This is a genomic window from Simiduia sp. (genome assembly GCF_058345725.1).
This window is the reverse complement of the sequence record NZ_JBTUOC010000047.1, coordinates 1-25,744: the sequence shown is the minus strand read 5'-3', so window position 1 is coordinate 25,744 and position 25,744 is coordinate 1. Positions and strand designations below refer to the sequence as shown.

21 protein-coding genes, 4 tRNA genes and 1 other RNA gene are annotated in these 25,744 nt (G+C 54.7%); 15 read left to right on the top strand and 11 right to left on the bottom strand.

Annotated elements, in window-relative coordinates; translation table 11 throughout:
• The 3 genes from ACW8F6_RS11310 to ACW8F6_RS11300 form a co-directional block, all read left to right on the top strand.
• Positions 1-1,255, top strand: a 1,255-nt coding sequence (locus ACW8F6_RS11310; RefSeq protein ID WP_491575976.1) for a PhoX family protein, incomplete at its 5' end; no start/stop codon positions are given.
• A gap of 140 nt (positions 1,256-1,395) precedes the next feature.
• Entirely contained in the window at positions 1,396-1,989 is a 594-nt protein-coding gene (locus ACW8F6_RS11305) for a TetR/AcrR family transcriptional regulator (protein WP_491575975.1), read from the top strand.
• Positions 1,990-2,053: 64 nt separating this feature from the next.
• Complete coding sequence (locus ACW8F6_RS11300) at positions 2,054-3,724, top strand: acyl-CoA dehydrogenase family protein (RefSeq protein WP_491575974.1); 1,671 nt, start codon at positions 2,054-2,056, stop codon at positions 3,722-3,724.
• On the opposite strand, the gene ACW8F6_RS11295 is transcribed toward ACW8F6_RS11300, so the two are convergent.
• Positions 3,721-4,620 carry an EamA family transporter gene (locus tag ACW8F6_RS11295; RefSeq protein WP_491575973.1) on the bottom strand — a complete coding sequence of 300 codons (900 nt, stop codon included), beginning with the start codon at positions 4,618-4,620 and terminating at the stop codon, positions 3,721-3,723. The genes ACW8F6_RS11300 and ACW8F6_RS11295 overlap by 4 nt on opposite strands.
• A 133-nt stretch (positions 4,621-4,753) precedes the next feature.
• On the opposite strand from ACW8F6_RS11295, the gene ACW8F6_RS11290 reads away from it, so the two are divergent.
• The 4 genes from ACW8F6_RS11290 to ACW8F6_RS11275 all read left to right on the top strand — a co-directional run bounded on the left by ACW8F6_RS11290 (position 4,754) and on the right by ACW8F6_RS11275 (position 9,628).
• Positions 4,754-6,148, top strand: coding sequence for an aminotransferase-like domain-containing protein (locus ACW8F6_RS11290; RefSeq protein ID WP_491575972.1), 1,395 nt, complete (start codon positions 4,754-4,756; stop codon positions 6,146-6,148).
• Between the two features lie 122 nt (positions 6,149-6,270).
• Positions 6,271-7,122 carry a delta-class carbonic anhydrase gene (locus ACW8F6_RS11285; protein ID WP_491575971.1) on the top strand — a complete coding sequence of 284 codons (852 nt, stop codon included), beginning with the start codon at positions 6,271-6,273 and terminating at the stop codon, positions 7,120-7,122.
• A 181-nt stretch (positions 7,123-7,303) separates the two neighbouring features.
• On the top strand, positions 7,304-7,777 hold the full coding sequence (locus ACW8F6_RS11280) for a DUF6491 family protein (protein ID WP_491575970.1): 474 nt from the start codon (positions 7,304-7,306) through the stop codon (positions 7,775-7,777).
• A 222-nt stretch (positions 7,778-7,999) separates the two neighbouring features.
• Entirely contained in the window at positions 8,000-9,628 is a 1,629-nt protein-coding gene (locus ACW8F6_RS11275; protein ID WP_491575969.1) for a lytic polysaccharide monooxygenase, read from the top strand.
• 823 nt (positions 9,629-10,451) lie between these two features.
• On the opposite strand, the gene ACW8F6_RS11270 is transcribed toward ACW8F6_RS11275, so the two are convergent.
• Positions 10,452-10,528, bottom strand: a tRNA-Arg gene (locus ACW8F6_RS11270).
• A gap of 268 nt (positions 10,529-10,796) precedes the next feature.
• Here ACW8F6_RS11270 and ACW8F6_RS11265 point away from each other — a divergent pair.
• Genes ACW8F6_RS11265 through ACW8F6_RS11245 form a run of 5 tightly spaced genes read left to right on the top strand, consistent with a single transcriptional unit; the run spans position 10,797 to position 15,398 of the window.
• Positions 10,797-11,309 carry a gluconokinase gene (locus ACW8F6_RS11265; RefSeq protein WP_491575968.1) on the top strand — a complete coding sequence of 171 codons (513 nt, stop codon included), beginning with the start codon at positions 10,797-10,799 and terminating at the stop codon, positions 11,307-11,309.
• Entirely contained in the window at positions 11,309-12,538 is a 1,230-nt protein-coding gene (locus tag ACW8F6_RS11260; RefSeq protein WP_491575967.1) for an ABC transporter substrate-binding protein, read from the top strand. The genes ACW8F6_RS11265 and ACW8F6_RS11260 overlap by 1 nt, the downstream gene beginning before the upstream one ends.
• Positions 12,538-13,404: a carbohydrate ABC transporter permease gene (locus tag ACW8F6_RS11255; protein WP_491575966.1), complete on the top strand. Its 867-nt coding sequence runs from the start codon at positions 12,538-12,540 to the stop codon at positions 13,402-13,404. Before ACW8F6_RS11260 ends, ACW8F6_RS11255 begins: the two co-directional genes overlap by 1 nt.
• Positions 13,401-14,285 carry a carbohydrate ABC transporter permease gene (locus tag ACW8F6_RS11250; protein WP_491575965.1) on the top strand — a complete coding sequence of 295 codons (885 nt, stop codon included), beginning with the start codon at positions 13,401-13,403 and terminating at the stop codon, positions 14,283-14,285. Before ACW8F6_RS11255 ends, ACW8F6_RS11250 begins: the two co-directional genes overlap by 4 nt.
• A gap of 3 nt (positions 14,286-14,288) precedes the next feature.
• Positions 14,289-15,398, top strand: a complete 1,110-nt coding sequence (locus ACW8F6_RS11245) for an ABC transporter ATP-binding protein (RefSeq protein ID WP_491575964.1) — start codon at positions 14,289-14,291, stop codon at positions 15,396-15,398.
• Positions 15,399-15,409: 11 nt separating this feature from the next.
• Here ACW8F6_RS11245 and ACW8F6_RS11240 read toward each other — a convergent pair whose 3' ends face one another.
• From ACW8F6_RS11240 to ACW8F6_RS11225, 4 genes are all read right to left on the bottom strand, one after another.
• Positions 15,410-17,794: a Lon protease family protein gene (locus ACW8F6_RS11240; protein ID WP_491575963.1), complete on the bottom strand. Its 2,385-nt coding sequence runs from the start codon at positions 17,792-17,794 to the stop codon at positions 15,410-15,412.
• 523 nt (positions 17,795-18,317) lie between these two features.
• Positions 18,318-18,447, bottom strand: a non-coding RNA gene (locus ACW8F6_RS11235) — RtT sRNA.
• Between the two features lie 26 nt (positions 18,448-18,473).
• A tRNA-Ser gene (locus ACW8F6_RS11230) sits at positions 18,474-18,561 on the bottom strand.
• Between the two features lie 141 nt (positions 18,562-18,702).
• Positions 18,703-19,260 (bottom strand): nitroreductase family protein, encoded by a 558-nt coding sequence (locus ACW8F6_RS11225; protein ID WP_491575962.1) that lies wholly within the window; start codon positions 19,258-19,260, stop codon positions 18,703-18,705.
• Positions 19,261-19,386: 126 nt separating this feature from the next.
• Here ACW8F6_RS11225 and ACW8F6_RS11220 point away from each other — a divergent pair, with 126 nt between their 5' ends.
• The gene (locus tag ACW8F6_RS11220; RefSeq protein WP_491575961.1) at positions 19,387-20,550 is read left to right on the top strand and encodes a hypothetical protein; all 1,164 of its coding nucleotides are present in this window, start codon (positions 19,387-19,389) and stop codon (positions 20,548-20,550) included.
• Positions 20,551-20,725: 175 nt separating this feature from the next.
• The gene (locus ACW8F6_RS11215; RefSeq protein WP_491575960.1) at positions 20,726-22,087 is read left to right on the top strand and encodes an adenylate/guanylate cyclase domain-containing protein; all 1,362 of its coding nucleotides are present in this window, start codon (positions 20,726-20,728) and stop codon (positions 22,085-22,087) included.
• 15 nt (positions 22,088-22,102) lie between these two features.
• On the opposite strand, the gene queF is transcribed toward ACW8F6_RS11215, so the two are convergent.
• The 3 genes from queF to ACW8F6_RS11200 form a co-directional block, all read right to left on the bottom strand.
• Positions 22,103-22,948, bottom strand: a complete 846-nt coding sequence (queF, locus tag ACW8F6_RS11210; RefSeq protein WP_491575959.1) for an NADPH-dependent 7-cyano-7-deazaguanine reductase QueF — start codon at positions 22,946-22,948, stop codon at positions 22,103-22,105.
• Between the two features lie 203 nt (positions 22,949-23,151).
• Positions 23,152-23,925 carry an ABC transporter permease gene (locus tag ACW8F6_RS11205; RefSeq protein ID WP_491575958.1) on the bottom strand — a complete coding sequence of 258 codons (774 nt, stop codon included), beginning with the start codon at positions 23,923-23,925 and terminating at the stop codon, positions 23,152-23,154.
• 2 nt (positions 23,926-23,927) lie between these two features.
• On the bottom strand, positions 23,928-24,845 hold the full coding sequence (locus ACW8F6_RS11200) for an ABC transporter ATP-binding protein (protein WP_491575957.1): 918 nt from the start codon (positions 24,843-24,845) through the stop codon (positions 23,928-23,930).
• Positions 24,846-24,923: 78 nt separating this feature from the next.
• Here ACW8F6_RS11200 and ACW8F6_RS11195 point away from each other — a divergent pair, with 78 nt between their 5' ends.
• Complete coding sequence (locus tag ACW8F6_RS11195; RefSeq protein WP_491575956.1) at positions 24,924-25,319, top strand: PA2817 family protein; 396 nt, start codon at positions 24,924-24,926, stop codon at positions 25,317-25,319.
• 168 nt (positions 25,320-25,487) lie between these two features.
• On the opposite strand, the gene ACW8F6_RS11190 is transcribed toward ACW8F6_RS11195, so the two are convergent.
• Together ACW8F6_RS11190 and ACW8F6_RS11185 are read right to left on the bottom strand one after the other, a co-directional pair.
• Positions 25,488-25,563: transfer RNA gene (locus tag ACW8F6_RS11190), tRNA-Gly, on the bottom strand.
• A 2-nt stretch (positions 25,564-25,565) separates the two neighbouring features.
• A tRNA-Glu gene (locus tag ACW8F6_RS11185) sits at positions 25,566-25,641 on the bottom strand.
• Between the last annotated feature and the right edge of the window lie 103 nt (positions 25,642-25,744).

Sequence of the window (25,744 nt, the reverse complement as noted above, 5' to 3'; positions counted from 1 at the left end):
CCTGGGCGCGATTCCCAACGGCGCCAACGACGCCGCGCTGAAGCAGTCTCAAGATCCGGATTTCAACGCCTTTGTAGCGAGCAATGCCGACGGCTCTGAAGGCTATTTGTTTACCAGCTGGGAAGATCGCCCAGGTACCGTCAGCCGCATGCAAGTTGCCCGCGCCGACGATGGCAGCTGGTCGGTCGGCGATGTGATGAACGTCGATTTCAGCAGCGTGGCCGGTACCCTGATCAACTGCTTTGGCACGCTCTCGCCCTGGGGAACGCCACTGGTGGCGGAAGAAAATTACGAGGCAGAAAACACTGCCCACTGGAATGACAGCAGCTACACCTCGGGCTACCCCAGCTACAACGATGTGCAACTGCTAAAGGACTACTTGGGCGGCACCTTTCCCAACCCCTATGACTACGGCTACATTGTAGAAATCACTAGTCCCAAGTCGGCCGCACCGGTTCCGGTAAAACACTTTACACTGGGGCGCTCTGCACACGAAAACGCCGTTGTCATGCCCGACCAGAAAACGGTCTACCTCACCGACGACGGCACCGACAAAGGTTTCTATAAATTTGTGGCCGACACCGCTGGCGATTTAAGTGCCGGCACCCTGTACGCCGCTAAGGTCACCCAAGACGCCACCGCCGACACCGCACGGGCTGGATTAAATATCGAGTGGCTTGCGTTGGGTTCCGCCAACAATGCCCAAATCGAAGCGTGGATCGATAGCTACGACGGTTTCGACGAATCCGACTATGTGGACGGTGCCACCAACTTCATCACCGATGCCGAAATACAGGACTGGGCCGACAATGGCACAGGCGACGATCGCTATGCCTTTCTAGAGACGCTGAAAGCCGCGCGCGCCAAGGGTGCCACTACTGAGTTCCGCAAGATGGAAGGCATCAACATCAACTTTCACGGCGCCGCCAGTGGCACACTGCCGGTGATGTATGTGGCCATGTCTGAGGTGGCCAAGGGGATGTCGGATACCGAAGGCGATATCCAATTAACCGAAAACAAATGCGGCGTGGTGTACCGATTGGGGCTGGACGCCAATTTTAACACCAGCCGCATGGAGCCCGTAGTAGTGGGCGGCCCCTACGACAGCGGCGCCGCCACCAACGCCTGCAGCACCGACGGCATCAGCAATCCAGACAACCTGGTTGTGATGGACGACGGCCGCGTCATTATCGGCGAGGATACCTCAAACCACGAAAACAACATGATCTGGGTATACAACCCCGAGGGCAAGTAGCCCCAGGCCAGCGGCGATCAGCGCCACACCAATAATTCTCGCAGCACCTCCTTGCCCCGGCGCTCTGGCCCCGGGGCTTTTTTCTTGACCTAGACGCCAGCAACTGCTTCACTGGCATAAAATGAATACCAATTCACTTTATGGCATACCAAGCAACTGAACGCACCCAGGCGCACAAGCAACAAACCCGTGAATCGCTCCTGCAAGCCGGACACCGATTGGTGGCTAAAGGGGGCTTTCGTGCGCTATCCATGGCCGCCCTTGCCGCCCAGGCCGGCATGGCCACCGGCAATATCTACCGCTATTTTGCCGATAAAGCCGCGCTGTCTGTGGCCCTCTTCGAGCGCGCCACCGAGCGCGAAATTGCAGCGGTTTTCGCCTGCGTCAACGAGCGCGCTGCGCCCGATTTACAGCTCGACATGCTGCTCACCGCATTCTTGCAACGCGCACTCAGCAACCCGTGCTTGGCCTATGCGTTAATCGCCGAACCTGTGCACCCGGCGGTAGAGGAGGCCCGTAGTCGCTACCGCGGCCACTGGGCCAGTCGATTTCAAGCGGTCATTGACGAGGGTATTGCGGAGGGCGTTTTTGCTCGGCAGCCCACCCACCTAGCCGCCACAGCCTTGGTGGGTGCAATGGCGGAGCCGCTGGCGAAACCCGTATCGGTCAATCGATTTCGGAACGCCGATATTGCACCACTGGTGCAGTTTTGCTTGCGGGCGTTGCGCCCGTGAACCACCCGCAGGCCCGACCATTAATGGGGCCCTACGCGGCTAATACTGAACTCGAGCAAAGACTATGAACAGCTTTCAACCAGACCCCTACTCTGCCGACACCCATGTGGTAACCAATCAGTCCGGGGCCCTAGAAAACTACAACCTTTTCCAATCTGATCGGGCCCTGCGGCAGCACACCCGCCAGCTAAACAAGGCAGCACTCGCATTGTTGAGCGCCAAGGGTGCGCAGTGGGGCCAGGCAGATTACCTCCACGCAGGCCATCTGGCGAACCAACACAAACCGGTGTTTCGCAGTCACGATCGCTTTGGGGCGCGGGTCGACCTGGTGGAATTTCACCCCAGCTACCATCGGTTGATGGCCGAGGCAATTGGCACCGGATTACATTGTTTGCCGTGGCAATCAAGCGCCCCGGCCCAAGCCCACCAGCTGCGCGCCGCGCTTTACTATATGCACACTCAGGTGGAGGCCGGCCACGGCTGCCCGATTACCATGTCGTTTGCCGCTGTACCCACACTGCAAAAACAGCCCAATGTCGCCGCCCAATGGCTCCCAAAATTAACCGCCAATCACTACGACGCCGACAACCGTCCCTGGCCGGAAAAACGGGGCCTGACCCTGGGTATGGCCATGACCGAAAAGCAAGGGGGTTCCGACGTACGTGCCAACACCACAGCGGCACACCCTTTGGGGCAGCGCGGCGGTGGCGAGCTGTACGCACTGGTGGGCCATAAATATTTTGTCTCGGCGCCCATGAGCGACGGCTTTCTGACACTGGCTCAGACGGAACCGGGCCTGTCCTGTTTTCTGGTGCCGCGCTGGCGCGAGGACGGCAGCAAAAACCCGATGCAAATTCAGCAGCTAAAAAATAAAATGGGCAATGTCTCCAACGCTTCGTCGGAGACGGAATTGCGCGGCGCACACGGTTGGCTCATTGGCGAAGAAGGGCGCGGCATCGCCAACATTTTGGAAATGGTGGCGCTCACCCGCTTTGATTGCATGGTGGGCTCAAGCGCCGGCCAGCGGGCGGCCACGGCCCAGGCCATTCACCACTGTCTGCACCGCCGCGCCTTTGGCAACACCCTGGCCGCGCAACCGTTAATGACCCAGGTCTTGGCCGATTTAGCACTGGAGAGCGAAGCCGCACTGGCACTTACGCTGCTAATGGCCAAAGCCTTGGATCATCCTGACGATGAACACCAAGCCAACTTATTGCGCATTGGCACGGCCATTGGCAAATATTGGTTGTGCAAGCGCACGCCGGGTCACGCCTATGAAGCCATGGAATGCATTGGCGGTATGGGCGTCATGGAGGATGGGCCCCTCGCACGCCTGTATCGCGAGGCGCCCATCAACGCCATCTGGGAGGGATCGGGCAATGTGCAATGCCTGGATTTACTGCGCGTGTTACAACGCCACCCCGCCTGCTTAACGGCGCTGTGGCACACACTCGAAACCGCCAGCCACCAATTGCCACTGTTGGCACCTCACCTGGCTCAAACCCGGGCCGCCTTCGGCCAAGCACCCGAGCACCTAGCCGCCCACGCCCGTCAATTGATGGCGTGGCTGGCGCTGGGCTTGCAGGCCGCCGCGCTCATTCAGGCAGATTCACCCCTGGCGGAAGCCTTTTGCCTCAGCCGCCTCAACGGTTGTGCGGGCAGCCAATCGCTGTATGGCGCATTGCCAGCCGGCGTCGATGCGCGGGCCATAGTGCGTCATGCCGCGCCCTGCTAGCGCCCGCGCGCTTTAATAAAAACGCACAATGGCGCACTGGGCAGACGCAACCAGCCCTGCCCCACCAACAGCCCCATCAAAATAAAGCCGCAAGCAAATACTTTGATCAAGCCGACTGTTTCGCCATAGAACACCACGCTGCCCAGAAGTGCGAATACCGGCACCAGCAGCGTCAGCGGCGCAACGGTGGATAACCCATAGCGCACATTCAGCCGATTCCACCACCAGTAGCCCAGCAAGGTGGTGGGCCAGGCCTGAAATAAGACCGAAAACACCGTGTAACGATTCCATTGATCGACGTGCAAATCGGCCCATTGAAGACCGCCGGTTAACCACCCAAGCGCCAACAGCGGCACCGGCGCAAATAACATGCCCCACACACCAAAGGCAAAAATTTGCGTGCACCCCGAGCGCTTGACTACGGCCCCCATCAGGCTCCAGCAACAGGCCGCCGCCAGCGCCAGCCACAGACCTGCGGTCGTCACGGAGCCGTCTTGTAAAAATACCGACAAGGCCAGCCCTATCAGTGCCAGACCCGCACCCACTAACTTGACCTGCGTAAGCTGTTCGCCGAAGAAATACCACCCCAATAGCAAGCTCGAGACAATACTCAACTGCAGCAACATACCGCTCATGCCCGCCGACAACCCCAAGTCGATGGCCCAAGTCATAGTGCCCCAGATGCCCACGACAAAAACCAAGCCATAGGCCGCCAGATAGCGCCAAGCCACATCCGGTTTGCGCACAAAAAACACTGCGGGTAGCGCCGCTAAGGTAAAGCGCGCAGCGGTGAGCAGGTGCGGATTAATGTGATCAACCCCTAGCTTAATGACTGAAAAATTCAGGCCCCAGAGTGCCATTAAGGCAACTCCCCACCACCAATCCGCTGTTTTCATTTTGCGCCCTCTATTTACAAAGGCACAGTATCGGGCGCCACCCAAACAGATAACAGATGCAATTATTTAAATAAAAAGGTATACAGATAGTCTGCAGCCTAACCGACAGACACTCATTACCAGAGAGCACACAATGCGCTACCGCACCCTGGCCGAGCGATTGGCCGCGCAAATTCGCCAAGGCGAATTACACCCAAGCCAGCGCCTGCCTTCCTTGCGCCAACTCGCACAGGCACAGGGGGTCAGCCTGACTACCGCACAAAACTGCTACCAGTGGCTGGAAGCCGAAGGCTGGATCAGCGCGGTACCCAAGTCCGGTTTTTACGTGCGCGGTACAGCACCACTTGCACCACAGCCGCGCACCTGCGATTTTGTCAGCACAGTCACCCAACCCAACCGCACTGCGGTGGATTTGCCGGGCGTGGCCCTTGGCCCCCTTGGTATATCCCAGCTGGCGCCAGCGCTGCTGCCTTCGCAACCACTTCAACGCGCCATGAAGCGCGCACTCCAGCGTTTGGGTGGCCAATTGCACCAGTATCCGGATCGCCAAGGTGAGCGCCCGCTGCAACGCGCTTTGCACAGTCACTTTCAACGTTACCAGCTGTCCTTGCCGCCCGAGGCCTGGGTGATCACCCACGGCTGCCTGGACGCAGTGCGCGCCGCCGTGGTGAGCTGTACCCGTGTCGGTGACGCAATCGCCATTAATTCGCCCTGCTTTAACGGCCTGTTGAATCTATTGGCGGGCCTGAATCGTCGCGTAGTGGAAATTCCCGCCACGGAGGACGGCATAGACTTGATCCAATTGGAACACCACCTAGCACAGGGCAGTATTCAAGCGGGCTTGTTCAGCACCAGCCACTTAAATCCGCAGGGCACCAGCCTGCCGCCGGTACAAAAGCAGCGGCTAGCGGCACTGGCGGCACACTACCAAACGCCCATCATCGAAGACGATGTTTTTTTGGAGCTGAGCTTTGACAAAACGCCGCCGCTGCCGGCTAAACACTGGGACGAGGCAGGTTATATTTTATGGTGCGGTTCCGTATCAAAAACATTGAGTGCCGGCCTCAGATTGGGCTGGTGTGCTCCCGGTCGATACCTGGAGCCACTGCTCAATGCGCAACTGGCCGTGCACTACGGTGTTAATCCCCACGCACAATTCGCAGTGGCCGATTTACTGCACAGCGGCGACTATCATCGGCACTTGCAAAAAATGCGGCCCCAACTCGCGAGCCAAGTGCGCGCTTATCGCAATGCAATACACGCCGCGTTGCCCGGCGCAGCCATCAGCAATCCCACGGGGGGCACGGTCTTGTGGGTGGAAGTGCCAGGGCTGAATACCCAGAAACTCGCGCGTACATTGCACGGCCACAATATAGATGTGCGCATCGGTGCAGATTTCACTACGCGCCAACTTTATCCGCATTGTTTTCGGGTTAACGCAGGGTTTCCGCTGAGCGAAGCCGGTCGCCCCTCCCTTGCCCAACAGCAATTAGACTTGCTCCTCACAAGCATTCAACAAATGATTTGAGATGCCAATGCCGATCACATCCTTGGCGCTGACGTCTTTGCTGTGACTGAATTAGCAGTAACAAATTGAGGACCTGTTCACTATGACGCCCTCACAGGGCAATCAATCAAGGCAGCTTCTCTATGACACACAGCACGCGAATTTTTATTAGTTTATTGGCACTTTTGCTACTTGCCTCGCCCGGCACGGCCGACCCCAGTAGCGACACCGAATCGATCGCGACACAGCAGCGTCAAGCGCTGGCACTAGCGACCGATGGCAAGGGTTTTGGCCCCCAGTCACCACGCGATATCGACAAACCTCAGGGCGATAACAACATACACTTTGCGCCCGCACCCGCGTACCAAAACATGCATTTGTGCAACATTCACTTTCATAAAAATGCGGAGCACAAAGGTGGCGAATTTACGCAATACGTGGGTCCAGGTGACGGTAATGGAAACCAGAGTGGCTATCGATATCTCGGTCAGCTAAACGATGCCGAATCCGCAGAATACACGCAATCCGTGTGCGCAGGCGAATACAGTGAACTTCGCACCGGCGACACCATTGAAGTTCACTATGTGCACACCACGGCGCCGGTTTCGCCCGGCCCCACCTTAGGCGCCTGCTTTAGCACTGCTCTAAAAAATCCGCAGTTGCGCGTAGAAGCCCAGGTCTATGTACTCGTCAACAACCGCAAGGCGTTGCAATTTGATCGCCTGGCGCAGGTGCCCGCAGGTTTCCCTCAAGCGCCACTCCACTTGCCCACTCGGGCCGGTAAGCCCGTCGAATACGCCGGGTCTACCACAGGTCCCGGATACAATGCTCAAGGTTCACCTTATCAGGTCACCTGGCGTGTTTTTCCGAAGGTATTAAAAGTGGATATTGCATCGGTGGGTCGCTGGTGTGAGAGCAACATTTTCGACGAACACCATCCTCACGGTGTGCGCAACCTAGTCACCAACCGTAAATTACTGGCGCCAATTTATTAAGGCAACCGTGCACTTTGCGCGCACACAATACTGTCTCTTCAAAAGCGGGCGACCGGTGGGCCGCCCGTTGGTTCCTGTCAATTGCCAGGAACCAACGGCTCCGCTCGCGGTCTTATCAAGCAGATACCCAAGCCCCAGGCCCGCACCATTGGCCTGGTCTAATTTCCCAGGAGGTTGTGATATGAAACGGTTTTTCTGCACCTTGGCATTGGCTGTGATTGCCGGCAGTGTGTGGGCCAGTACGCCGGTCAAATACGAGTTTCCAGACCTGAAAGAAGTGCGCGACTTTCGCAAAACCAGCGTCAGCGGCTGGTCCGCTATTAACGACCAGGTACTGATGGTCAGCACCAGCCCCAAGCGCAAATACCTGCTAGTACTGACCCGACCGGACCGCGACCTGCTGTTTAGCCATGCACTTGCCTTCACCGACACCCAAGGTCGAGTGAGCGCGCGCTTTGATAAGGTCTATGCCACCAATGCCAGCATTCGCGTGCCCAATACCATCAAGCACATTTACGAAATTAATGGTAAAGCCGAGGCCGAAGCGGCCAAGCTGGCCGTGCTGGCGCAGGCCTGTAACCAGAGCGATGCCGATAGCAGCGCCTGTGCCGATTACCAAGAGGCCGCTGCAAAGGCTAAAACCGACACGCAATAATAGCTCCCCCACCCAGCGGCACCGTGGGCCCGGCACCCTGTGCCGCGCTCCTGCCGCCGCCCCGCCTGGCACGATAGTACTCTGAATTTCTATTCCAAATACCCGTCAGTCGGCGTACTCTCATACATGACAACGTTGTCTTGCATGAGGTAGATTTTCTGTTGTAGCAAGCCCAACAGTCAAATCCTTATTGACCATTCACTTTTAATAATGGAGATGATAATGATAAAAACATCATCCAATTGCGTGCAGCACACTCTACTGTCGACAGCCACAGGGCTATTGGCCTCGCTTCTGATAGCACAAACAGCCTTTGGCCACGGCTATATGCAATACCCTCAAGCCCGCCAGCAATTCTGTGTAGATGACGGCGGCTATTGGTGGCCGGACGACGGCTCGAATATTCCCAATGCCGCCTGCCGTGCCGCCTTCCTGATTTCCGGCACTGTACCCTTTACCCAACACCACGAGTTTTCCGCAAATGTCGCCAACTTCAATAACATTGAAGCCGTTAAAGCAACGGTGAAAGACGGCGAACTATGTGCCGCCGGCGACGCCACCAAGCGCGGAATGAACTTACCCCACGCCGATTGGCAAAAGACGGTTATTACCCCCAATGCCCAAGGCCAACTGGAGATTATTTTCCACGCCTCAACGCCACACAATCCATCGTTTTGGGAGTTTTACCTCAGCAAGCCCGGCTTTGATCCTGCCCAGTCCGCGCTAAATTGGCACGACCTCGACTTGATCGACACTGCCGGCAATGTGCCCGTGGAATCCCACAATGGCCATAAAGCCTACCGCATCCCCATCAATTTGCCCCAGGGAAGACAGGGCGATGCGATTCTATTTACCCGCTGGCAGCGCGATGATGCCGCCGGCGAAGGGTTTTATAACTGCAGTGACGTGCGTTTTGAAAACACAACGCCGCCCCAGTGGCACGATATGGGCTACTACCTACCGCAGGGTACTGAGGCCGCCGCGGGAGACGACGTGTGGTTCCGCGTTTTCAATGATCAAGGTCAAGAGCAAGTGTTTGAAGTATTGGCCATTACCCAGGCTAACGAAGCTGAGCCGGTTTGGGGCCAGGCACTGGCACAAGCTATCAACGCCAGCCACCATAGCCGGGTTCAGATTGGCGTCCGCACAGGTCAAGGCACAATTGAATACAAGAGTAGCGACCTACGGGCCAACAAAGTATGGCTCAGCAACAATCAGTACAGTTTCGCCCTGGAGGTAAAGAAACCTCAAGATAATTTGCCCCCATCCGTCGCCTTGCCCGCCAGCGTTACCGCAGGGCCCAATGAAAGCGTAAACATAACCGCAACGGCCAGCGATCCCGAAGGTGCCAGCCTGACTTACGCCTGGCAGATTCCACCCGCCTTAGTGGCGCAGCACACAGACCAAGCCACGGTCACGGTGCAATCGGGCAGCCCTACGGATACAACTCATTACACACTGAGTGTGTCCGTGAGCGATGGGCAGTTGACCCGCTCGGCGACCACACAACTCACAGTCTCAGTTAATCCATCCCAATGCCAGCAAACCGATCCCAACGCCGGCAACTACCCCGCATGGACAGCTGGCACCACCTACACTCAGGGCCAAACAGTAAGCCATCAAGAGTTAGTGTGGGAGGCCAAATGGTGGAATAGCAGCCAGCCGGGTTTTGACAACGAAGCTTGGCAATTGACCAGCCAAGTAGCGCTCGGCTGGCAGGCGAATAGAAGCTATAACGCCGGCGATGAAGTGGATCACCAAGGTCGTCACTGGCGCGCCAATTGGTGGACTCAGGCGGAACCTGGTAGTGACGGCAGTTGGACTGATGCGGGCGTGGCACACTGCCCTTAGCCCACCCGGCATGCCAATATATGCCACGTAAATCCGGTCGGATGTCTTTTTCCGGAAAACTCGCCAGGTGCTGCGCCTAGTGCGCAGCACCTGACACCAAAATAGCCCATAAAATAATTCCTCACTCACCATGCTGGCGCGTGCAACATTGCGTCGTTTCGAGCGCTGTGCGGGTAAGTTTTTTACGTGCACTTCTCCACGTTCAGGTTAAACGCGCTGCCGACTTCGAGAGTTAGCATCCTAACCGCGCGTACACTCGACGCGCCTACATACGGCAATACTCAGTGAGTTTGTCGACTGCTTAAGTGTTTTGATCCCACCGGCAGTAACAATATTAAAAGCCACACTCATTCTCAGCAGCTTGAAATCACGTCATTCGTTTACCGCACACTTTGAACGATATTTGCGACGAGACTGGAGCGGGATTGACTACAATCAGCCTTGGGGCTGCTTGCTCCCTGCGGGCTCGCTTACGCTCGGTCTAAAATGCTGCTCGCATTTTGTCGAACCCTGGGGGTTCTCATCCCCATCCGCACCCCGCAAAACAAAAAGGCCCCACGTTTTCGGCAATGTGAGGGGATGCCTTTTTGAGTACCGCACTTTTTGGACGAGATTTAGCTTCGAGATTGGGGTGGGTTTAGCGGCGAGACTTGGGCGGGATTGACTGCAATCAGCCTTGGGGCTGCTTGCACCCTGCGGGCTCGCTTACGCTCGGTCTAAAATGCTGCTCGCATTTTGTCGAACCCTGGGGGTTCTCATCCCCATCCGCACCCCGAAAAACAAAAAGGCCCCACGCTTTCACGTGGGGCCTTTTTGTTTTGTATGGCGCGCTTGAAGGGATTCGAACCCCTGACCGCCTGGTTCGTAGCCAGGTACTCTATCCAGCTGAGCTACAAGCGCGTGTTCCTGACGTCTCGTCTGGAGGCGCGTATAATATGGATGCCCCCCCTGTGAGTCAAGCCCTTTTTTGGGAAAAATACTAATTTTATTCAATAGCTTAGGCTAAGCCCGTCCATTGGTGAAAATGTCATCGGATCGGTGACTTTTTGGTACACTCCCGTGCTTATGGTCGCACTGATACTATGGTTTCATTGTAGGATAGGCACCGACAGGCAACGCCCCAGAGGGCGAGCTGCCAACAAAAAGACAGATAAAATAAGATCCAAATATGGACCAACCGTTGGTATTTATTGCGATGGGCGTTTCGGGGTGTGGCAAATCCACCTTTGGCAAAGCTCTGGCAACGCGCCTTTCAGCCCGGTTTATCGAGGGAGACGATTGGCACCCGCCAGAAAATGTAGCCAAAATGGCCGCCGGCACCGCCCTGACAGATGCCGATCGCGCGCCTTGGCTGGCCGCCTTAGCCCAAGAGGTGGCCGTACACTGCGCTGAGCGGCGCCCCCTTGTGCTCGCCTGTTCCGCGTTAAAACGCAGTTACCGGACAACGCTTGGCCACAGCCCCGATATTCTCTACGTGCACCTGGCCTGCAATCCCGCGCGTTTGGCCCATCGGCTTGAGCGGCGACAAGGCCACTTTATGCCAGCGGCCTTGTTAGCCAGCCAATTACACACACTGGAAGCCCCAGAGCCGGGCGAGAATGTACTCACGCTTTCGGCAGAGATGTCAATCTGTCAACAGGTGGACACGGTACTAATGGCAACCTTGGCGGACAAACTTTAATGAAAGCCGCGGCAACACTTCTCTTTGGCCTAATGTGCAGTGCTGTACAGGCTCAGACGCCGCTGCGTGCAGAGGTGATCCACTGGTGGACATCGGGGGGGGAGTCCAATGCGATTCGCGTCATTGCCGATGCCTATAACAGCCGCGGCGGCCTTTGGGTAGACACGGCCATTGCCGGCGGCTCTGCCGCGCGCACCACCGCCATTAACCGGATGCTGGGCGGCCGCCCGGCCACCGCCATGCAATACATCACTGGCACCGAATTGGATGATTTGATTCAAGCCAATATGGTACGCGATATCGACCAACTGGCACGCGAGCAACAATGGGATAAGGTAATCCACCCCCTGCTACTCAACAGCGTCACTCGCAACGGCAAAATTTATGCGGTGCCAATCAACGTCCACGGCGCCAACTGGCTGTTTTATAACAAGCGCCTGTTTCACACACTTGGACTAAAGGAACCGCGCAGTTGGGACGACTTTTTCCACGCGGCCAAAGTGCTCAAAGCAAATGGCTATATTCCTCTCGCTTTTGGCGGCCAAGCTTGGCAGGAGCGCCTAACTTTTCTGGCACTATTGCTAAGCTATGGCGGATTAGACCTGTACATTGACGCGCTTTCACAACAGCGCCCCTCCGCAGTCACCAGCCCAGAAATGCAAAATGTTTTTCGTGCCTTTGCACGCTTGCGCGACCTGGTTGACGAGGGCAGCCCGGGACGCAATTGGAACGACGCTACCCACATGGTAATCAGCGGCAAAGCCGGCATGCAATTTATGGGCGACTGGGCTAAGGGCGAATTTCACGCGGCGGGAAAAATTGCCGATCGCGATTACGGCTGCGTGTTAAACCTGGGCAACCAGCCATTATTTATGGTTGGCGGCGATGCCTTTGGATTCACCGTCAATAGCGATCCTCAGTCGCTGGCAGCGCAAACACTGCTGGCAAAAACGCTAATGGATAAAGACGCTCAACTCGCCTTTAATCGCGCCAAAGGCTCACTGCCGTCGCGCACCGATATTGCCCCCGAAAATCTTGATAGCTGCAGCCGCAAGGGCCTGGAAATTCTGCGTACGCCCGGTAAGCAAGTGCCCGATGTGATGATGTTAATGACACCCGATCAAAAAGGCCTACTAACCGATATTGTCACCGAATTCTGGAACCGACCCTCTATGACGCCGGCTGAGGCAACACAAAAATTGGCCGCCGCTTTGGCATTGGTTATGTGATGCGAACGTTTAATCCCGCCCATCAAGTACTGTTTCCCGCCACTGTGCTGGTGCTAGTAGTTTTTGTGGGTTGTGTCGTCTATTCGCTGGCGTTGTCATTTACCGATTCGAAATTGGTGCCTCACTACCACTTTGTCGACTTCAAACAATACGCGCGCCTGTTTGTCTCCTCGCGCTGGATTACCTCCACGCAAAACATCTATACCTTTGCGTTATTTTATATTGCAAGTTGTTTAGCACTGGGCCTGACACTGGCGCTAGCGCTCGATCGGCAGGTGCGTGGCGAGGCACTGTTTCGCAGTATTTTCCTCTACCCTTACGCCCTGTCCTATGTGGTAACGGGCTTGGCATGGCAGTGGCTCCTGAATCCAAGCTTTGGAATGAACAGTGTGGTTCAGCAATTTGGCGCATTTAATATCGATTGGCTGGTGAACAGTGAAACAGCTATCTATGCCATTGTTGCAGCAGCTGTGTGGCAGGGTAGCGGCTTCATTATGGTGTTATTGCTCGCCAGTTTGCGCGGTGTAGACCCACAAATCTGGCACGCCACCAAAGTGGATGGTATTCCCGCCTGGCGCACTTACCGCCACATCATATTGCCCAGCATGGCCCCCATGCTGACGCTATGCGTTGTACTGCTGGCAGTTTCTGTGGTGAAAAGTTATGACCTAGTGGTGGCCATGACCAACGGAGGCCCCGGTATCGCCAGCGAACTGCCCGCCAAATACGTGGTCGACAGCCTGTTCGAGCGCAACAACATAGGCCTGGCTATGGCGGGTGCCGCGATGCTGTTGATAAGTGTTATTTGCGCGGCCATCCCCTTGGCAATTGTGCACCTATTGCATAAGAGGCAAATACACTCATGAGCGGCTGGCAATGGCAAAACACCCACAGGCCGTCACTGACATTAGGACGCTGTGCACTCTATGTGTTCTTGGCGATCGCCGCCGCCTACTTTCTATTACCACTCTATGTGATGGTGGTTACCAGCCTGAAACCCATGGCCGATATCCGCAATGAACACCTACTGGCCCTACCCAACGCGCTAACGTTTGACTACTGGCGCCACGCTTGGCAATCCAGTTGCACTGGATTAGATTGTCGAGGTTTACGAATCGGCTTCTGGAATTCAGTGCGTATTTTAGTGCCCAGCGTTGTCCTGTCGGTACTATTTGGAGCAGCCCTGGGCTACGCCATGAGTTTTTGGCGCCCAAGAGGGGCCAATATCGTCTTGGCCCTGCTAGTCTGCGGCGCCTTTGTACCCTATCAGGTCATGCTCTACCCCTTAGTACGCATCACCAACACACTGGCCATCTATGGCTCACTACCGGGCATTGTTATCATTCACATTATATTCAGCCTCCCCATGACCACCTTAATTTTCCGAAATTACTACTTGGGCATACCCAGAGAGTTATTTAACGCCGCCCGTGTAGACGGTGCCGGATTTTGGCGAATATTTTTTTATATTGTGTTGCCGCTCTCTGTCCCCATGCTTGCAGTCGCCACTATCTTACAGGTGACTAATATTTGGAACGATTTTCTGCTGGGCCTCATTTTCGCTGGTAAAGAAAATTTGCCCATGACTGTACAACTGAATAATATAGTGAACGCTCAACTCAGCGAGCGCACCTACAATATTGACATGGCCGCAACACTTCTCACTGCCTGCGTCCCTCTGGCAATCTACTTTTTGTCCGGCCGCTTTTTTATTCGTGCAATGGCGTCTGGGGCCATTAAAGGTTGAAGCATGCCCTACCCTGTTAGCCTCAATAATATTGCTATCCACCACCAGTCAACGGCTATTGTCGAAGACCTGTCGCTTCACATAAACGCAGGCGAATTTTTGGTGTTATTGGGGCCTTCTGGCTGCGGAAAATCAACCCTGTTGAATGCCATTGCGGGACTGCATCCCATTAGCCATGGCAGCATTACCATTGGCGATAAAGACGTCAGTCAAGCAGAGCCAAAAGCGCGCGACATCGCCATGGTTTTTCAATCTTACGCGCTCTACCCCACCATGACGGTTTTTGACAATCTGGCTTTTGCACTTAAAGTGGCCGGCGTTAAAAAATCAACGATTCAACAGCGCATAGCAAGTATCGCCGACATGCTGCAGTTAACCCCATGGCTGAAAGCCAAGCCCTCGCAGCTATCTGGAGGGCAGCGCCAGCGAGTGGCCATAGGGCGCGCACTGGTGCGCGAGAAGCCCGTGCTATTGTTCGACGAGCCACTATCCAACCTGGATGCAAAGTTGCGCAACGAGCTGCGCCTTGAAATTAAGCGCCTGCACCATCAGCTCGCGTCCACCATCGTCTATGTGACCCACGACCAAATGGAAGCCATGACCTTGGCAGACAGAATTGTGGTGATGAACAAGGGACGAATTGAGCAAATTGGCAGCCCACAGCACATTTACCAACAGCCTGTGAACCGTTTTGTGGCAGAGTTCATCGGCTCGCCCGCCATTAATTTTATGGATGGCGTAATGACACTCAGACAGCAACAGCTGGTGTTCGAATGCGGTGAATTTCTGCTCCCCCTACCCCAGTACGACAACAACGCTGCGCGTACCCTTGCCCAGCAACAACTTCCCGTCACACTGGCCATAAGACCCGAAGCCATAGTCGCACACGCCAGCGAGCAACCTACTTTACCGAAGTTTACTCTGGAACTAATGGAGCAAACGGGACCGGAAACGCTGTTGTGGTGCAGTGGTTTTCAGCACCGCTGGGCCGTTAAGGCCCACGCCGATTTCCATAGCCAGTCCGGCGCGCCACTCTGGTTGGCGCTTGACACACAGTGCTGCGTGTTTTTCGATGCCGTTACTGGCCGACGCCTGGACGCACTCGCCCCCTAGCAGCCTATACCTCAATGTTTCGCCAGCGATGACAAAGCTTTTAACCGCGTAAGTGCGCGCTCGTGTACCGTATCTTTTCCATAGTGGCCACTTGCATCCAACTCACCTGCAGGGGTGTCTAATAAAATCTCCAGCGCCTGATCAATCGTTTCAATGGCATAAATAGTAAAATCACCTCGCTCAACTGCCGCAATGACATCGTCGTCCAACATTAAGTTTACTTGATTCGTCTTAGGAATAATGACGCCTTGCGCTCCCGTTAAACCACGGTCTGCACACAGGCGATAAAATCCTTCTATTTTTTCATTTACTCCACCAATGGATTGCACTTCTCCGTGCTGATTGATGGAGCCCGTTACCGCCAGCGACTGGTCCACCGGTAGCTGCGTTACCGCGGAAATCAGCGCGCAAACCTCAGCCAGCGAGGCGCTGTCACCGTCCACCTGGCCGTAGGACTGTTCGATGGCCAGGTTAGCCGAGATAGAAAGTTGGAAGTGCTGGCCGTAGGTATGACCCAGATAGCCGGTCAGCAACATAACACCCTTGGAGTGAATGGCTCGACCCAATTCAACTTCTCGCTCGATATCCGTGACGTCCTGCTTACCGGCATATACAGTGGCAGTTATGCGTGCCGGCGTGCCAAAACTGTTGTCACCCACAGAAAAGACCGTTAAACCATTAATTTTTCCGACGGCTTGTCCGCTGGTGCTAATCAGCACCTGGCGCTCTTTAATTTCCTCAAGCATGACCTCGCTGATGCGCCCAGTGCGCTGCTTTTTATTAGCGCGCGCCTGCGCCACTTGGTCTGCGGTAATGTTGCCCTGCTCGCCCGCCTTACGCCAAACAAAATGCGCCTCATCCAATAATTCATTCCACTGTTGAATATTGGCCGACAATTTCCGCTGGTGCTCAGCATTGCGCATGGCCAGACGCGCCAATAGCGCCACCGCATCATCACTCACGGGAGGGTAGTTCAACCGACGCCCACGCTCACGCACCAACGCGCCAAAGGCGCTGAGATTTTCTTCGGTGGGCACCAGGTGCCGATCAAAATCCGCAAGTACGCGAAAAAGCTCGGCAAACTCCTCATCCAGTTGCTGTAAGGTGTAGTAGATCTCCGGGGCACCCAGCAAAATCACTTTAACGTTCAGCGGGATTTTTTCCGGCTGCAATTGGTAGGCGCCACTGGGGCTCAGGTCTGCATGCGGATGTTCAATTTGTATTTGCTGCGTTTTAAGTACCAGTTTAAATTGCTGCCACACCATAGGCTGGCCGAGTAATTTTTCTGCATCCAGTAGCAAGAATCCCCCATTGGCTTTGTGAAAGGCGCCGGGGCGGATCATTCGATAGTTAGTTTGCAGTACCCCTTGGGCCATGTTGTAATCAACCACTCCAAATAAATTCTGAAAGTTGGGATTTTGCTCGTACACCACCGGGGCGCCTGCCGTAGGATTTCGCGCTTCAAGCAAGTTCGGTAAAAATTTACGCTCCAATTGTTGGCGAAATTTTCGGTCGTCGGGGTTATCTTCTTCCTCATTGGCAAGAATACCTAACAGGGTATCGGCGATATGCTCTTTTACTTCGCGCAGGTACTTTTGCACGCCCAGGTGGCTGGCGTACTCGCGACCAAGATCTTTAATGAGTGGTTTCACCACTTGATCAATGGTGTCGTATTTAAGTTTGCGCAACTGACCCACGGCTTCGCGCTTCCAAACCGGCAACTCCAGCAGCCGTTCAGATAAACGTTCTTCCAGCCCTGCTAATAATTGGTAGAAGTGGGTGCGCTGCTCTTCGCTGAGCGCAGCAAACTGTGCGTCGTCCACTACCTGGCCATCAATTAAGGGCGCAAAGGTGACCGAACCCTCCTCTTCGTAAAGTCCGACACTGTTGGCCAGCGCCTCCTGCTCAACCTCGGCAATGGCCTGCTCATAGCGCTGATTAAACTGGCGATCAATGAGTTTTTTCTTACGCTGGTAAGCGGGATTTTCGAAGACCTCAGGAAACAGAACCAAGAGTTCGTCAATAAAGCGATTAATGCGTCCCATTAATGCTTTGCCGTCACCAGGATTCAACCACAGCGCCTGGGGCGCATGAGGGTTGTCAAAATTATTGATGTAGCACCACTCTGCGCCGGCCGGCAGCGTGGCCGCATGGGCCGACAACGCCTGACTAATCAGTGTTCTGCGACCCGTGCCCGTGTCGCCCACGGCAAATATATTAAAACCGGGGATGGCCATGGATAAACCAAACTCTAGCGCAGAACGCGCGCGCGCATGGCCGATGACCCGTAAATCCACCGGTTCATCCGACGGCGGCAGCGCTTGGCACATGGCGGGACTGACAGCAGCACTGAGCTGGTTAACGGCGAGCGCACACATAGACTTGGCAGCGGGCATAAAGACTCCTTTTTTACCTGCGGGTCTTTAAGAGCATACACCTTATTGAAGTGCTGGCGCGCAAAAAACACCGACACCGGTACGCCCATTGTTCCAAAATCCGCGCGCTTGGCCCTGGCCGGCGAAATCCCACACAACCTGATCGAAATATATCCAGACTGCACATGAAATCTTCGCCTGCGTAGATTGAATGGCTGCGCATGAAGGCGCAAAGTGCGTCACAATCGGCACACGCAGGCGTGGCAGCGCAAGCGCCCACAATTCAAGCGCTACGGGACGCAGGCATCACAAAAGACACAGCAATCCCACCAGCGCAGTCTGCACAAAACGCCTGGGCCCAGGTCAGCGAAATGCCACGCGGCGGATAATGTCGGAGATGGGAAACACCCGCTGGCCACAGCCCTAGGTTGAGCCCTGTGATTGGGCGAGCGCTTTCACTTTGCCCAGCTTATAGCGCGCAAGACCAGGCTATTAGCCCACTGTTCTCACCACAAAAAAAAGCCCGACAAAACTGGGCTTTTTTTGGCGGTGAAGGAGGGATAGATTCGGGCTGCGCCCTCCCCCTGCGGGCGCCGGCATAGCCGGCGTCTTAGCAAGCTGTGCTTGCTGATCGAACCCGGCGAGGCTTCTCACCCGCCTTCACCATAAAAAAAAGCCCGGCATAACCGGGCTTTTTATTTGGCGGTGAAGGAGGGATTCGAACCCTCGATACCTTTCGATATACACACTTTCCAGGCGTGCTCCTTCGACCACTCGGACACTTCACCAAATAAACTGCAGCACGCTGAGAGATGGTTTAACGAGCGTCAGGGTGCTGCCTGCATGCTCGGCTCTCGCTTGGGTTGCCCCAAATTTCGAGGGCGCAACTCTACACAATGGGGTCGCGAAACACAAGAACACGCTGCGAATTAACCCCACTGTTTGAAAAATTCCTCCGGTTCCAAGTTTGGGCAGGGTTTGAGATCGCCATCGGGCTCGCCAAGGTACACAAAACCTACTATCTCTTCGCCCACGTCCAGCCCCAGACCCGCCTTCACCCCTGCATGAAAGGCTAGATCGCCAGAGCGCCAATAGGCACCGATATTCAGCGCAAAGGCGGCATTGAGCATATTTTGAACAGCACATGCCGCGGCCATTAATTGCTCATCGCGGGGAACCTTAGGGTGATCCTGCACACAGGCAATGGCCACGATAATCAAGGGCGCGCGCAGCGGCAGCTCCAACAGCCGTTTTTGTTGCGCCTCCGAGAGTGTTTCCCCCCCCGCCTGTGAGGCGCTCAGAAAGAGTTCGCCCAATTTGCGCAAACCGTCGCCCGAGATTTCCAAAAATCGCCACGGCCGCAAGTTGCCGTGATCAGCCGCGCGCAGCGCCGCGCGCCGCAATTGCATGAGTTTGGCTTCTGCGGGTACAGTCCCCGTCAAACGCGGCACAGACACGCGCTGTGTTAAGGCGGTAATGGCATCCATAGGAACGGCTCTTTACAAAAAGGTGATTTTAACAGACGCTGTAATAACTAAAACCATTAGAACATTCGCTCAAGTGCATTCTTTGGCCCATACTGGGAATATCCGGTTATAGCAGGCAGGCTCTTCATGGAATTATCTTCATGGGCAGTATATACAGCGGCCGAGGTGATTTTTATCCTGTTGCTCGCCTGTATCGTATTGCTGTTTCACACCAAGAACCTCAAAAGTGCACTGGCCACCCTCCAGTCGCGCCTGACAGCCGCCCTGTCCGACCTAAAAGCACTTAAAGAAGCTCAGCCAACCCAGGAGTCAATAGGTGCTATGGGTTATGCAGAGCAGCTGGACGCGAAACTCTCAGAAACCCAAGCCTACCACCGCGAACAAGGCGGCCAAGACACCATACTGAACGACCTCACCGCAGAGGATACGCCGGCCTTAAAGACCGCCGCCCTGCGCTACCATTTCTTAAGTTCCGAAAAAACGGCGGCAGCCAGCGAAGCGGATTGGCAGGCCCTAGAGGCCCACTATGAACGCCTGGCGGTGCGCCCTGAACTGCCCAATGCGCCCGAGGACGCGGGCTCGCTATCGTACAACGAGCAGCGCGAGGAGATCGAACGCTTCAAGCGGCTGTTCACCACCATGGAATCCCAGTGGCAGCATGCAAAATCCCGCGCCGAGCAATACTACCAGCAGCTACTCAGTTTGATTGGCGACTCCCAAGACCCGAAATTTCTCGAGCTGAAGTCCATGGCAGAGGCGCAGCTGGAAGACTTTGAGGAAACTGCCGCAACAGAGTCGCCCACCGCAGAGAGCAGCGATCTCGCGTCGCTCAAGGCCATAAACGCGCAACAGCAACAGGAAATCGCCGTTCTGCAATCGCGCCTGCAATCGGCAGCTAGCGACGAAGAGCGCGCCGCCCTCATTGCAGACCTCGAGCGTCAGCTGGCCCAGCAGCTTAAATTCATGAAGGAATCCGAAACCTGCATCGACCTACTCGAAAAAGAACTGCGTAGCGCCGCTGAAAAGTGCAATCAACTAGAGCGCAAACTCAAGAATGCCCAAGCCAACGCCGATTCCCCCTCGGAAACCAGGGACAAACAAGCTCTAGTGAAAAAAGTGCGCCAACTGGAAAGCGAGAACGAGCAACTGGTCCATCTGGCCGAACACGCTGACGCAGAGCTAAAGAACCAGCTGGCCGCCAAGGACAAGGAAATCCGCCAAATCAAGCAGCGGTTCACCGAGCTGGCCAAACAACTGAAAGACCGCCAAGCCGCCGCCCCCAAGGGCTAATGCTTTTTTGCGATTAAAAAAACAACAATATATTGCCCTGCACAATAGACAAAAGGCCCAGAAACTCTTTTAATAGTGCCCACAATACGACGGATTACGAATGGCTAACGGATGGCGACACAAGGCGTACGCGCTGATAATACGATAATTCATTCATTCGACGACTAGCCTGTTCATGACCAGCTCTGAATCTACACCGCTGTTTCAGTACTATTTCCGAGCGTTGATCTGCTTTGCTGCGGCCGGCACCTTGGCGGCAGATATAGACTGGGACAAGCTGAACATTGTTCAACCGGTATTCATTGTTGTCCTATTAAGCTACACCTACGTCGCCTATTACCTGACCAAGCATGTTTCCGGCGACAAACTCGTCACCCTCACCAACGTTTTGGCCTGGACCGATGCCGGCCTGATCGGTGTGTCTCTCAGCCTGATCGACTTCAGCCTGTTGCCGTGCATCCTGTTTTTAACCATGATTCAGTTCAATGCACTGCTTAACGGCGGGTTGCGTAAGTGGGGCGAAGATAACGCCGCCTTCTTGGCCGGCATTGTAGCGAGCTTTGTCATCTACGAACCCCAATGGGTACTTTCTGGGCGTCTGGAAATCAGTGCCGCCAGCCTGATCGGCGTAATTACCTATTTCTGTGCTTATGCACTGTTTACACACGCCCGCATGAACAAGCTGAATCTCGAGACCAAGCGCTTGGAGCAAGAGCAGCAATTGCACAAGATGCGCACCTATAAGCTGTCGCGCTATCTGCCGCCACCGGTATGGAAGGCCATTAACGAAGGGCGCGACAAGTCCCTGCAAACAGAGCGCAAGCGCCTGACGGTCTTTTTCTCCGACATCAAAGATTTCAGCGAGCTGGCTGAAGAGATGGAAGCGGAGGCCTTAACGGATTTACTTAACACCTATTTAACAGAGATGACCAAAATTGTGCACCAGTATGGCGGCACGATAGATAAATTTATGGGCGACGGCATTATGGTGCTGTTTGGTGACACCAATTCTAAAGGCGTGAAACACGATGCTCTGCGCTGCCTGTCCATGAGCCTGGCCATGCGCAAACGCATGAAAACCCTGCAGCAACACTGGCACCACCAAGGCATCAAGCGACCGCTACAAATTCGCATGGGAATCAATACCGGTTATTGTACAGTGGGCACCTTCGGCACCTCGAACCACCTGGATTACACGGCCCTTGGCGCCCACGTGAACCTGGCCAGCAGGCTAGAATCTGCCGCCGAGCCGGGAGAAATTCTGGTCTCCCATGAGACCTGGGGGCTGGTCAAAGACACCATCATGTGTCGCGATAAGGGCAATATCACAGTTAAAGGCTTCTCCCACCCCATCAAGGTTTATCAAGTGGTGGATTTGCGGAAAAACCTGGGCGCCAACCAAAGTTACTTTGAGAAAAATGTCGATGGATTCACCATGTACCTCGACATGGATAAAATCCGCAATTACGACAAAGAAACGGTATTGCAAACCCTGGCGGAAATTTCTGAGCGCTTACGCGACAAAATCATTCCCTAACTCACCCTGCCACCGCTATTGACGCACTAAGCGCAACTCCGGGATTTGCTCGCCGCAGTTGGTGCGAAACGGATTAATATCCAAACCACCGCGACGGGTATAGCGGGCGTACACGGTGAGCGCTCTCGGTTCCAAACGGCTTTGAATATCTAAAAACATCCGCTCGACGCAGTGCTCGTGAAAATCCCTGTGGGAGCGAAACGACACTATGTATTGCAATAGCGATGCGCGCTCAATGGCAGGCCCAGCATAGCGAACATAGACGCTGGCCCAGTCCGGCTGACCAGTGACAGGACAATTGGATTTTAATAAATCCGAATACAAGGTCTCGTGTACCTCTGCCCCACCAGGTGCAAGCCGCAATAGCGCCGCATCGGGACTATACGCCGTGCAAGCCACATCTAAATCATCCAGGCAGACACCCGTAAAGTGCCCCACGCCCAAGGCCACCGCCTGACGCATATCCATAACGTGTACCAAGACGGGGGCGCCGGCTGCATTGGACAAATCCTGCTCAATACGCTCTGCGACGGCTCTAGGGCTCGCGAACACCGTTTGATTGAACGAATTCAAATACAACTTAAACGACTTGGATTCAACAATGAACGGGCTGGTACACGGGAATTCAAATTCGGCGATAGCCACCACCGGCTTGCCGCGCTCATTCAACCAGGAAAGTTCGAAGCCAGTCCAGCGGTCGACGCCCGCAAAAGGCAGCGCCCCGCCTTCGGGCAAAGATAGTGATGCGCGCGCTAACCCCCGAGGGATGGGATCCAACAAGCTCGCATCGTATTGATCCACATAGTCCGTTGATTGGCCCAAGTGAGCCGGCCCGTGACGCTCTACAGGATTGTCTGTCATGTCATTTCTCACATTTTATGTGCCAATGCAGGCAGAGAAAGGCTGAGCGCCTGTGGCACCGCTCAATTGCGTTATCGCCAACCAATCGTTAAGTCTGGACACAAGAGCTCGCCATGAGAGCAGCCTCTGGCGACCCAGTGCCTGCGCTTTCAGCTTCGCGTCTGAGCACGCAGCAGACAAGCGCACTCAGATCAACGGCACTATCAGGTGCGCAGACGTTTACCGTGGTTTAACAGCCATAGACTCACGGCAAATAGCACCACAATAAACGCCAATACACCGGCCATGGCCACGTAAATATTCACATCGCTGACGCCCAAAATCCCGTAGCGAAAGGTGTTAACCACATAGAGGATAGGGTTGAGTTGCGATACCCCCTGCCAAAATGTCGGCAGCAAGTCTATGGAATAAAAAACACCACCCAAATAAGTTAATGGCGTTAAAACAAAGGTAGGGATAATGGAAATATCGTCAAAGCTGTTGGCAAATACCGCATTGATAAGCCCCATCAGGCTGAACAAAATACTGGTCATCACCACGATTGCAACAGTGACTGCCAAATTGTGAATTTGCAAATCCGTAAAAAACAGCGACAACAAAGTCACGATTAGCCCGACGGCCAGGCCTCTACAAACGCCGCCGACAATATAGCCGGCCAAAATGACATAGTTAGGCGTGGGCGATACCAATAGCTCTTCAATACTGTGTTGAAATTTGGCGCCGTAAAATGAAGACACCACGTTCGAATAGGAGTTTGTTAACACCGACATCATAATGAGGCCAGGCACCACAAACTCCATATAACTGAACCCGCCCATTTCGCCAATACGGGAGCCGATCAGGGTACCAAAAATAACAAAATACAGCGCCATGGTAATGGCAGGTGGGAGCAGAGTTTGCACCCAAATACGCATAAAACGGCGAATTTCCTTGCGAACGATGGTGTTAAACGACACCCACTGTGCGGCCAGCTGCATACTCAAGACTCCTGCTGCTTGATCAGGGATACGAACATTTCCTCAAGCCTATTGGCTTTATTGCGCATGCTGACAACCTCAATCTGCTGCGCCTCCAGCGCCTTGAATACGGCATTCAAAGACTGGCCACGCTCCACTTCCACCTCGATGCTGTGCTCATCCAGCAATCGAACAGCGTACCCGTCTGCCACCGGCGCCTCTGTCATTACCGCGCGTGTATCAATAATGAATACCTCTTTGTTTAACTGCTTTAGCAATGCCTTCACGCTGGTCTTTTGAACTATCTCACCGTGATTGATAATCGCAATATTGCGGCACAAACTCTCGGCCTCTTCAAGATAGTGGGTGGTGAGAATAATCGTTGTGCCAGCGGCGTTTATCTCTTTCAAAAAATCCCACATTGAGCGTCGCAGCTCTATATCCACACCCGCGGTCGGCTCATCCAGGATGAGCAGGCGCGGCTCGTGCACCAGCGCGCGCGCAATCATCAATCGGCGTTTCATACCCCCCGACAAATTGCGAGACGCCTGATTGCGCTTGTCCCACAAACCCAGCTTAGTGAGGTATTTTTCTGCCCGCGCGTAGGCTACCGCGCGACTCAAGCCGTAGTAGCCGGCCTGATTTACCACGATATCCAGCACATTTTCGAATTGATTAAAGTTAAACTCCTGCGGCACCACACCTATCTCGCGCTTTGCCGCCGAAAAATCTTCATCAATATCAATGCCAAACACCTTCACCTTACCGGCACTTTTGCGCACGAGTGAACACAAGATACCAATGGTGGTGGATTTTCCGGCGCCATTTGGCCCCAGCAGAGCAAAGAAATCCCCGGGCTCCACGGCCAGACTGATACCTTTCAAGGCCTGAAACCCGCCCGCGTAGGTTTTTTCAAGGTGCTCAATTGTTAGTGCCGTCATATGGCCTCTGCTGTCTGATGTGCCCAAAATTAAAAGCGAAAAGGTTACAATGCTCGAAACACAGTTATAGGCCCGAGCATGTCGCAACCCACTACCTACCTACAACACCATCTCGCACTGATTGACGAACTCGCCGGCGTGGCAGAAAAATTGCTGGCCATGAGCCCCGTACAGGAGCCTACACAGGCGGAAATACTGCAACAACTTAAACAGCTGGTAAGTGCCAAAGTTGACGAGGCGTACTACGAGCAGGGGCAGGCATTGCTGGTTAAGATCGTTGCCGCCTGGCCCCAGCTCACGCCAAACATTTCGCGCGATCTGTTTTGGTTTTTTGGCGGCGATTGCTTGCAATACATGCCCGATGAAGAGATAGCACACTACCAGCGGCTCGATGAAGCGCGCCATGAAGCCGATAGCCGTGGTGTCCCCTTCGACCTACTCGCCGAGAAAGCCAAGATATTTGGGCTGCATTAAGAATTTCAAGGGCACGGTCAACTGGCGCCTTGACGAACTCCGATCGCCGGCGATAGCGCCTCTCGTCCGGAGCCCTAGTTGACGCTTGGTAAACGTCGCAAATCCAGCGACATGCAGACCAAATTCACCATAAAAAAAGCCAGTGCAAAGGCACTGGCTTTTTTAATTTGGAGCGGGAAACGAGACTCGAACTCGCGACCCCGACCTTGGCAAGGTCGTGCTCTACCAACTGAGCTATTCCCGCAATGGCGTCCCCTAGGGGAGTCGAACCCCTGTTACCGCCGTGAAAGGGCGGTGTCCTAGGCCACGCGACGACGGGGACGGAAACTACTGCTTCATATCCTAGGAAAAAAAACGCAGCCCTGGTCAGCTGCGCTTTTGGGTACCAAAGGTCTTGATACCTGAATCTGGAGCGGGAAACGAGA

Excerpts from the sequence above, each read along its gene's own strand:
- ACW8F6_RS11305 (WP_491575975.1), top strand. The coding sequence starts at position 1,396 with ATGGCATACCAAGCAACTGAACGCACCCAGGCGCACAAGCAACAAACC.
- ACW8F6_RS11255 (WP_491575966.1), top strand. The coding sequence starts at position 12,538 with ATGCGAACGTTTAATCCCGCCCATCAAGTACTGTTTCCCGCCACTGTG.
- ACW8F6_RS11265 (WP_491575968.1), top strand. The coding sequence starts at position 10,797 with ATGGACCAACCGTTGGTATTTATTGCGATGGGCGTTTCGGGGTGTGGC.
- ACW8F6_RS11300 (WP_491575974.1), top strand. The coding sequence starts at position 2,054 with ATGAACAGCTTTCAACCAGACCCCTACTCTGCCGACACCCATGTGGTA.
- queF (WP_491575959.1), bottom strand. The coding sequence starts at position 22,948 with ATGACAGACAATCCTGTAGAGCGTCACGGGCCGGCTCACTTGGGCCAA.
- ACW8F6_RS11295 (WP_491575973.1), bottom strand. The coding sequence starts at position 4,620 with ATGAAAACAGCGGATTGGTGGTGGGGAGTTGCCTTAATGGCACTCTGG.
- ACW8F6_RS11195 (WP_491575956.1), top strand. The coding sequence starts at position 24,924 with ATGTCGCAACCCACTACCTACCTACAACACCATCTCGCACTGATTGAC.
- ACW8F6_RS11245 (WP_491575964.1), top strand. The coding sequence starts at position 14,289 with ATGCCCTACCCTGTTAGCCTCAATAATATTGCTATCCACCACCAGTCA.
- ACW8F6_RS11225 (WP_491575962.1), bottom strand. The coding sequence starts at position 19,260 with ATGGATGCCATTACCGCCTTAACACAGCGCGTGTCTGTGCCGCGTTTG.
- ACW8F6_RS11275 (WP_491575969.1), top strand. The coding sequence starts at position 8,000 with ATGATAAAAACATCATCCAATTGCGTGCAGCACACTCTACTGTCGACA.
- ACW8F6_RS11200 (WP_491575957.1), bottom strand. The coding sequence starts at position 24,845 with ATGACGGCACTAACAATTGAGCACCTTGAAAAAACCTACGCGGGCGGG.
- ACW8F6_RS11215 (WP_491575960.1), top strand. The coding sequence starts at position 20,726 with ATGACCAGCTCTGAATCTACACCGCTGTTTCAGTACTATTTCCGAGCG.
- ACW8F6_RS11280 (WP_491575970.1), top strand. The coding sequence starts at position 7,304 with ATGAAACGGTTTTTCTGCACCTTGGCATTGGCTGTGATTGCCGGCAGT.
- ACW8F6_RS11250 (WP_491575965.1), top strand. The coding sequence starts at position 13,401 with ATGAGCGGCTGGCAATGGCAAAACACCCACAGGCCGTCACTGACATTA.
- ACW8F6_RS11285 (WP_491575971.1), top strand. The coding sequence starts at position 6,271 with ATGACACACAGCACGCGAATTTTTATTAGTTTATTGGCACTTTTGCTA.
- ACW8F6_RS11220 (WP_491575961.1), top strand. The coding sequence starts at position 19,387 with ATGGAATTATCTTCATGGGCAGTATATACAGCGGCCGAGGTGATTTTT.
- ACW8F6_RS11205 (WP_491575958.1), bottom strand. The coding sequence starts at position 23,925 with ATGCAGCTGGCCGCACAGTGGGTGTCGTTTAACACCATCGTTCGCAAG.
- ACW8F6_RS11240 (WP_491575963.1), bottom strand. The coding sequence starts at position 17,794 with ATGCCCGCTGCCAAGTCTATGTGTGCGCTCGCCGTTAACCAGCTCAGT.
- ACW8F6_RS11260 (WP_491575967.1), top strand. The coding sequence starts at position 11,309 with ATGAAAGCCGCGGCAACACTTCTCTTTGGCCTAATGTGCAGTGCTGTA.
- ACW8F6_RS11290 (WP_491575972.1), top strand. The coding sequence starts at position 4,754 with ATGCGCTACCGCACCCTGGCCGAGCGATTGGCCGCGCAAATTCGCCAA.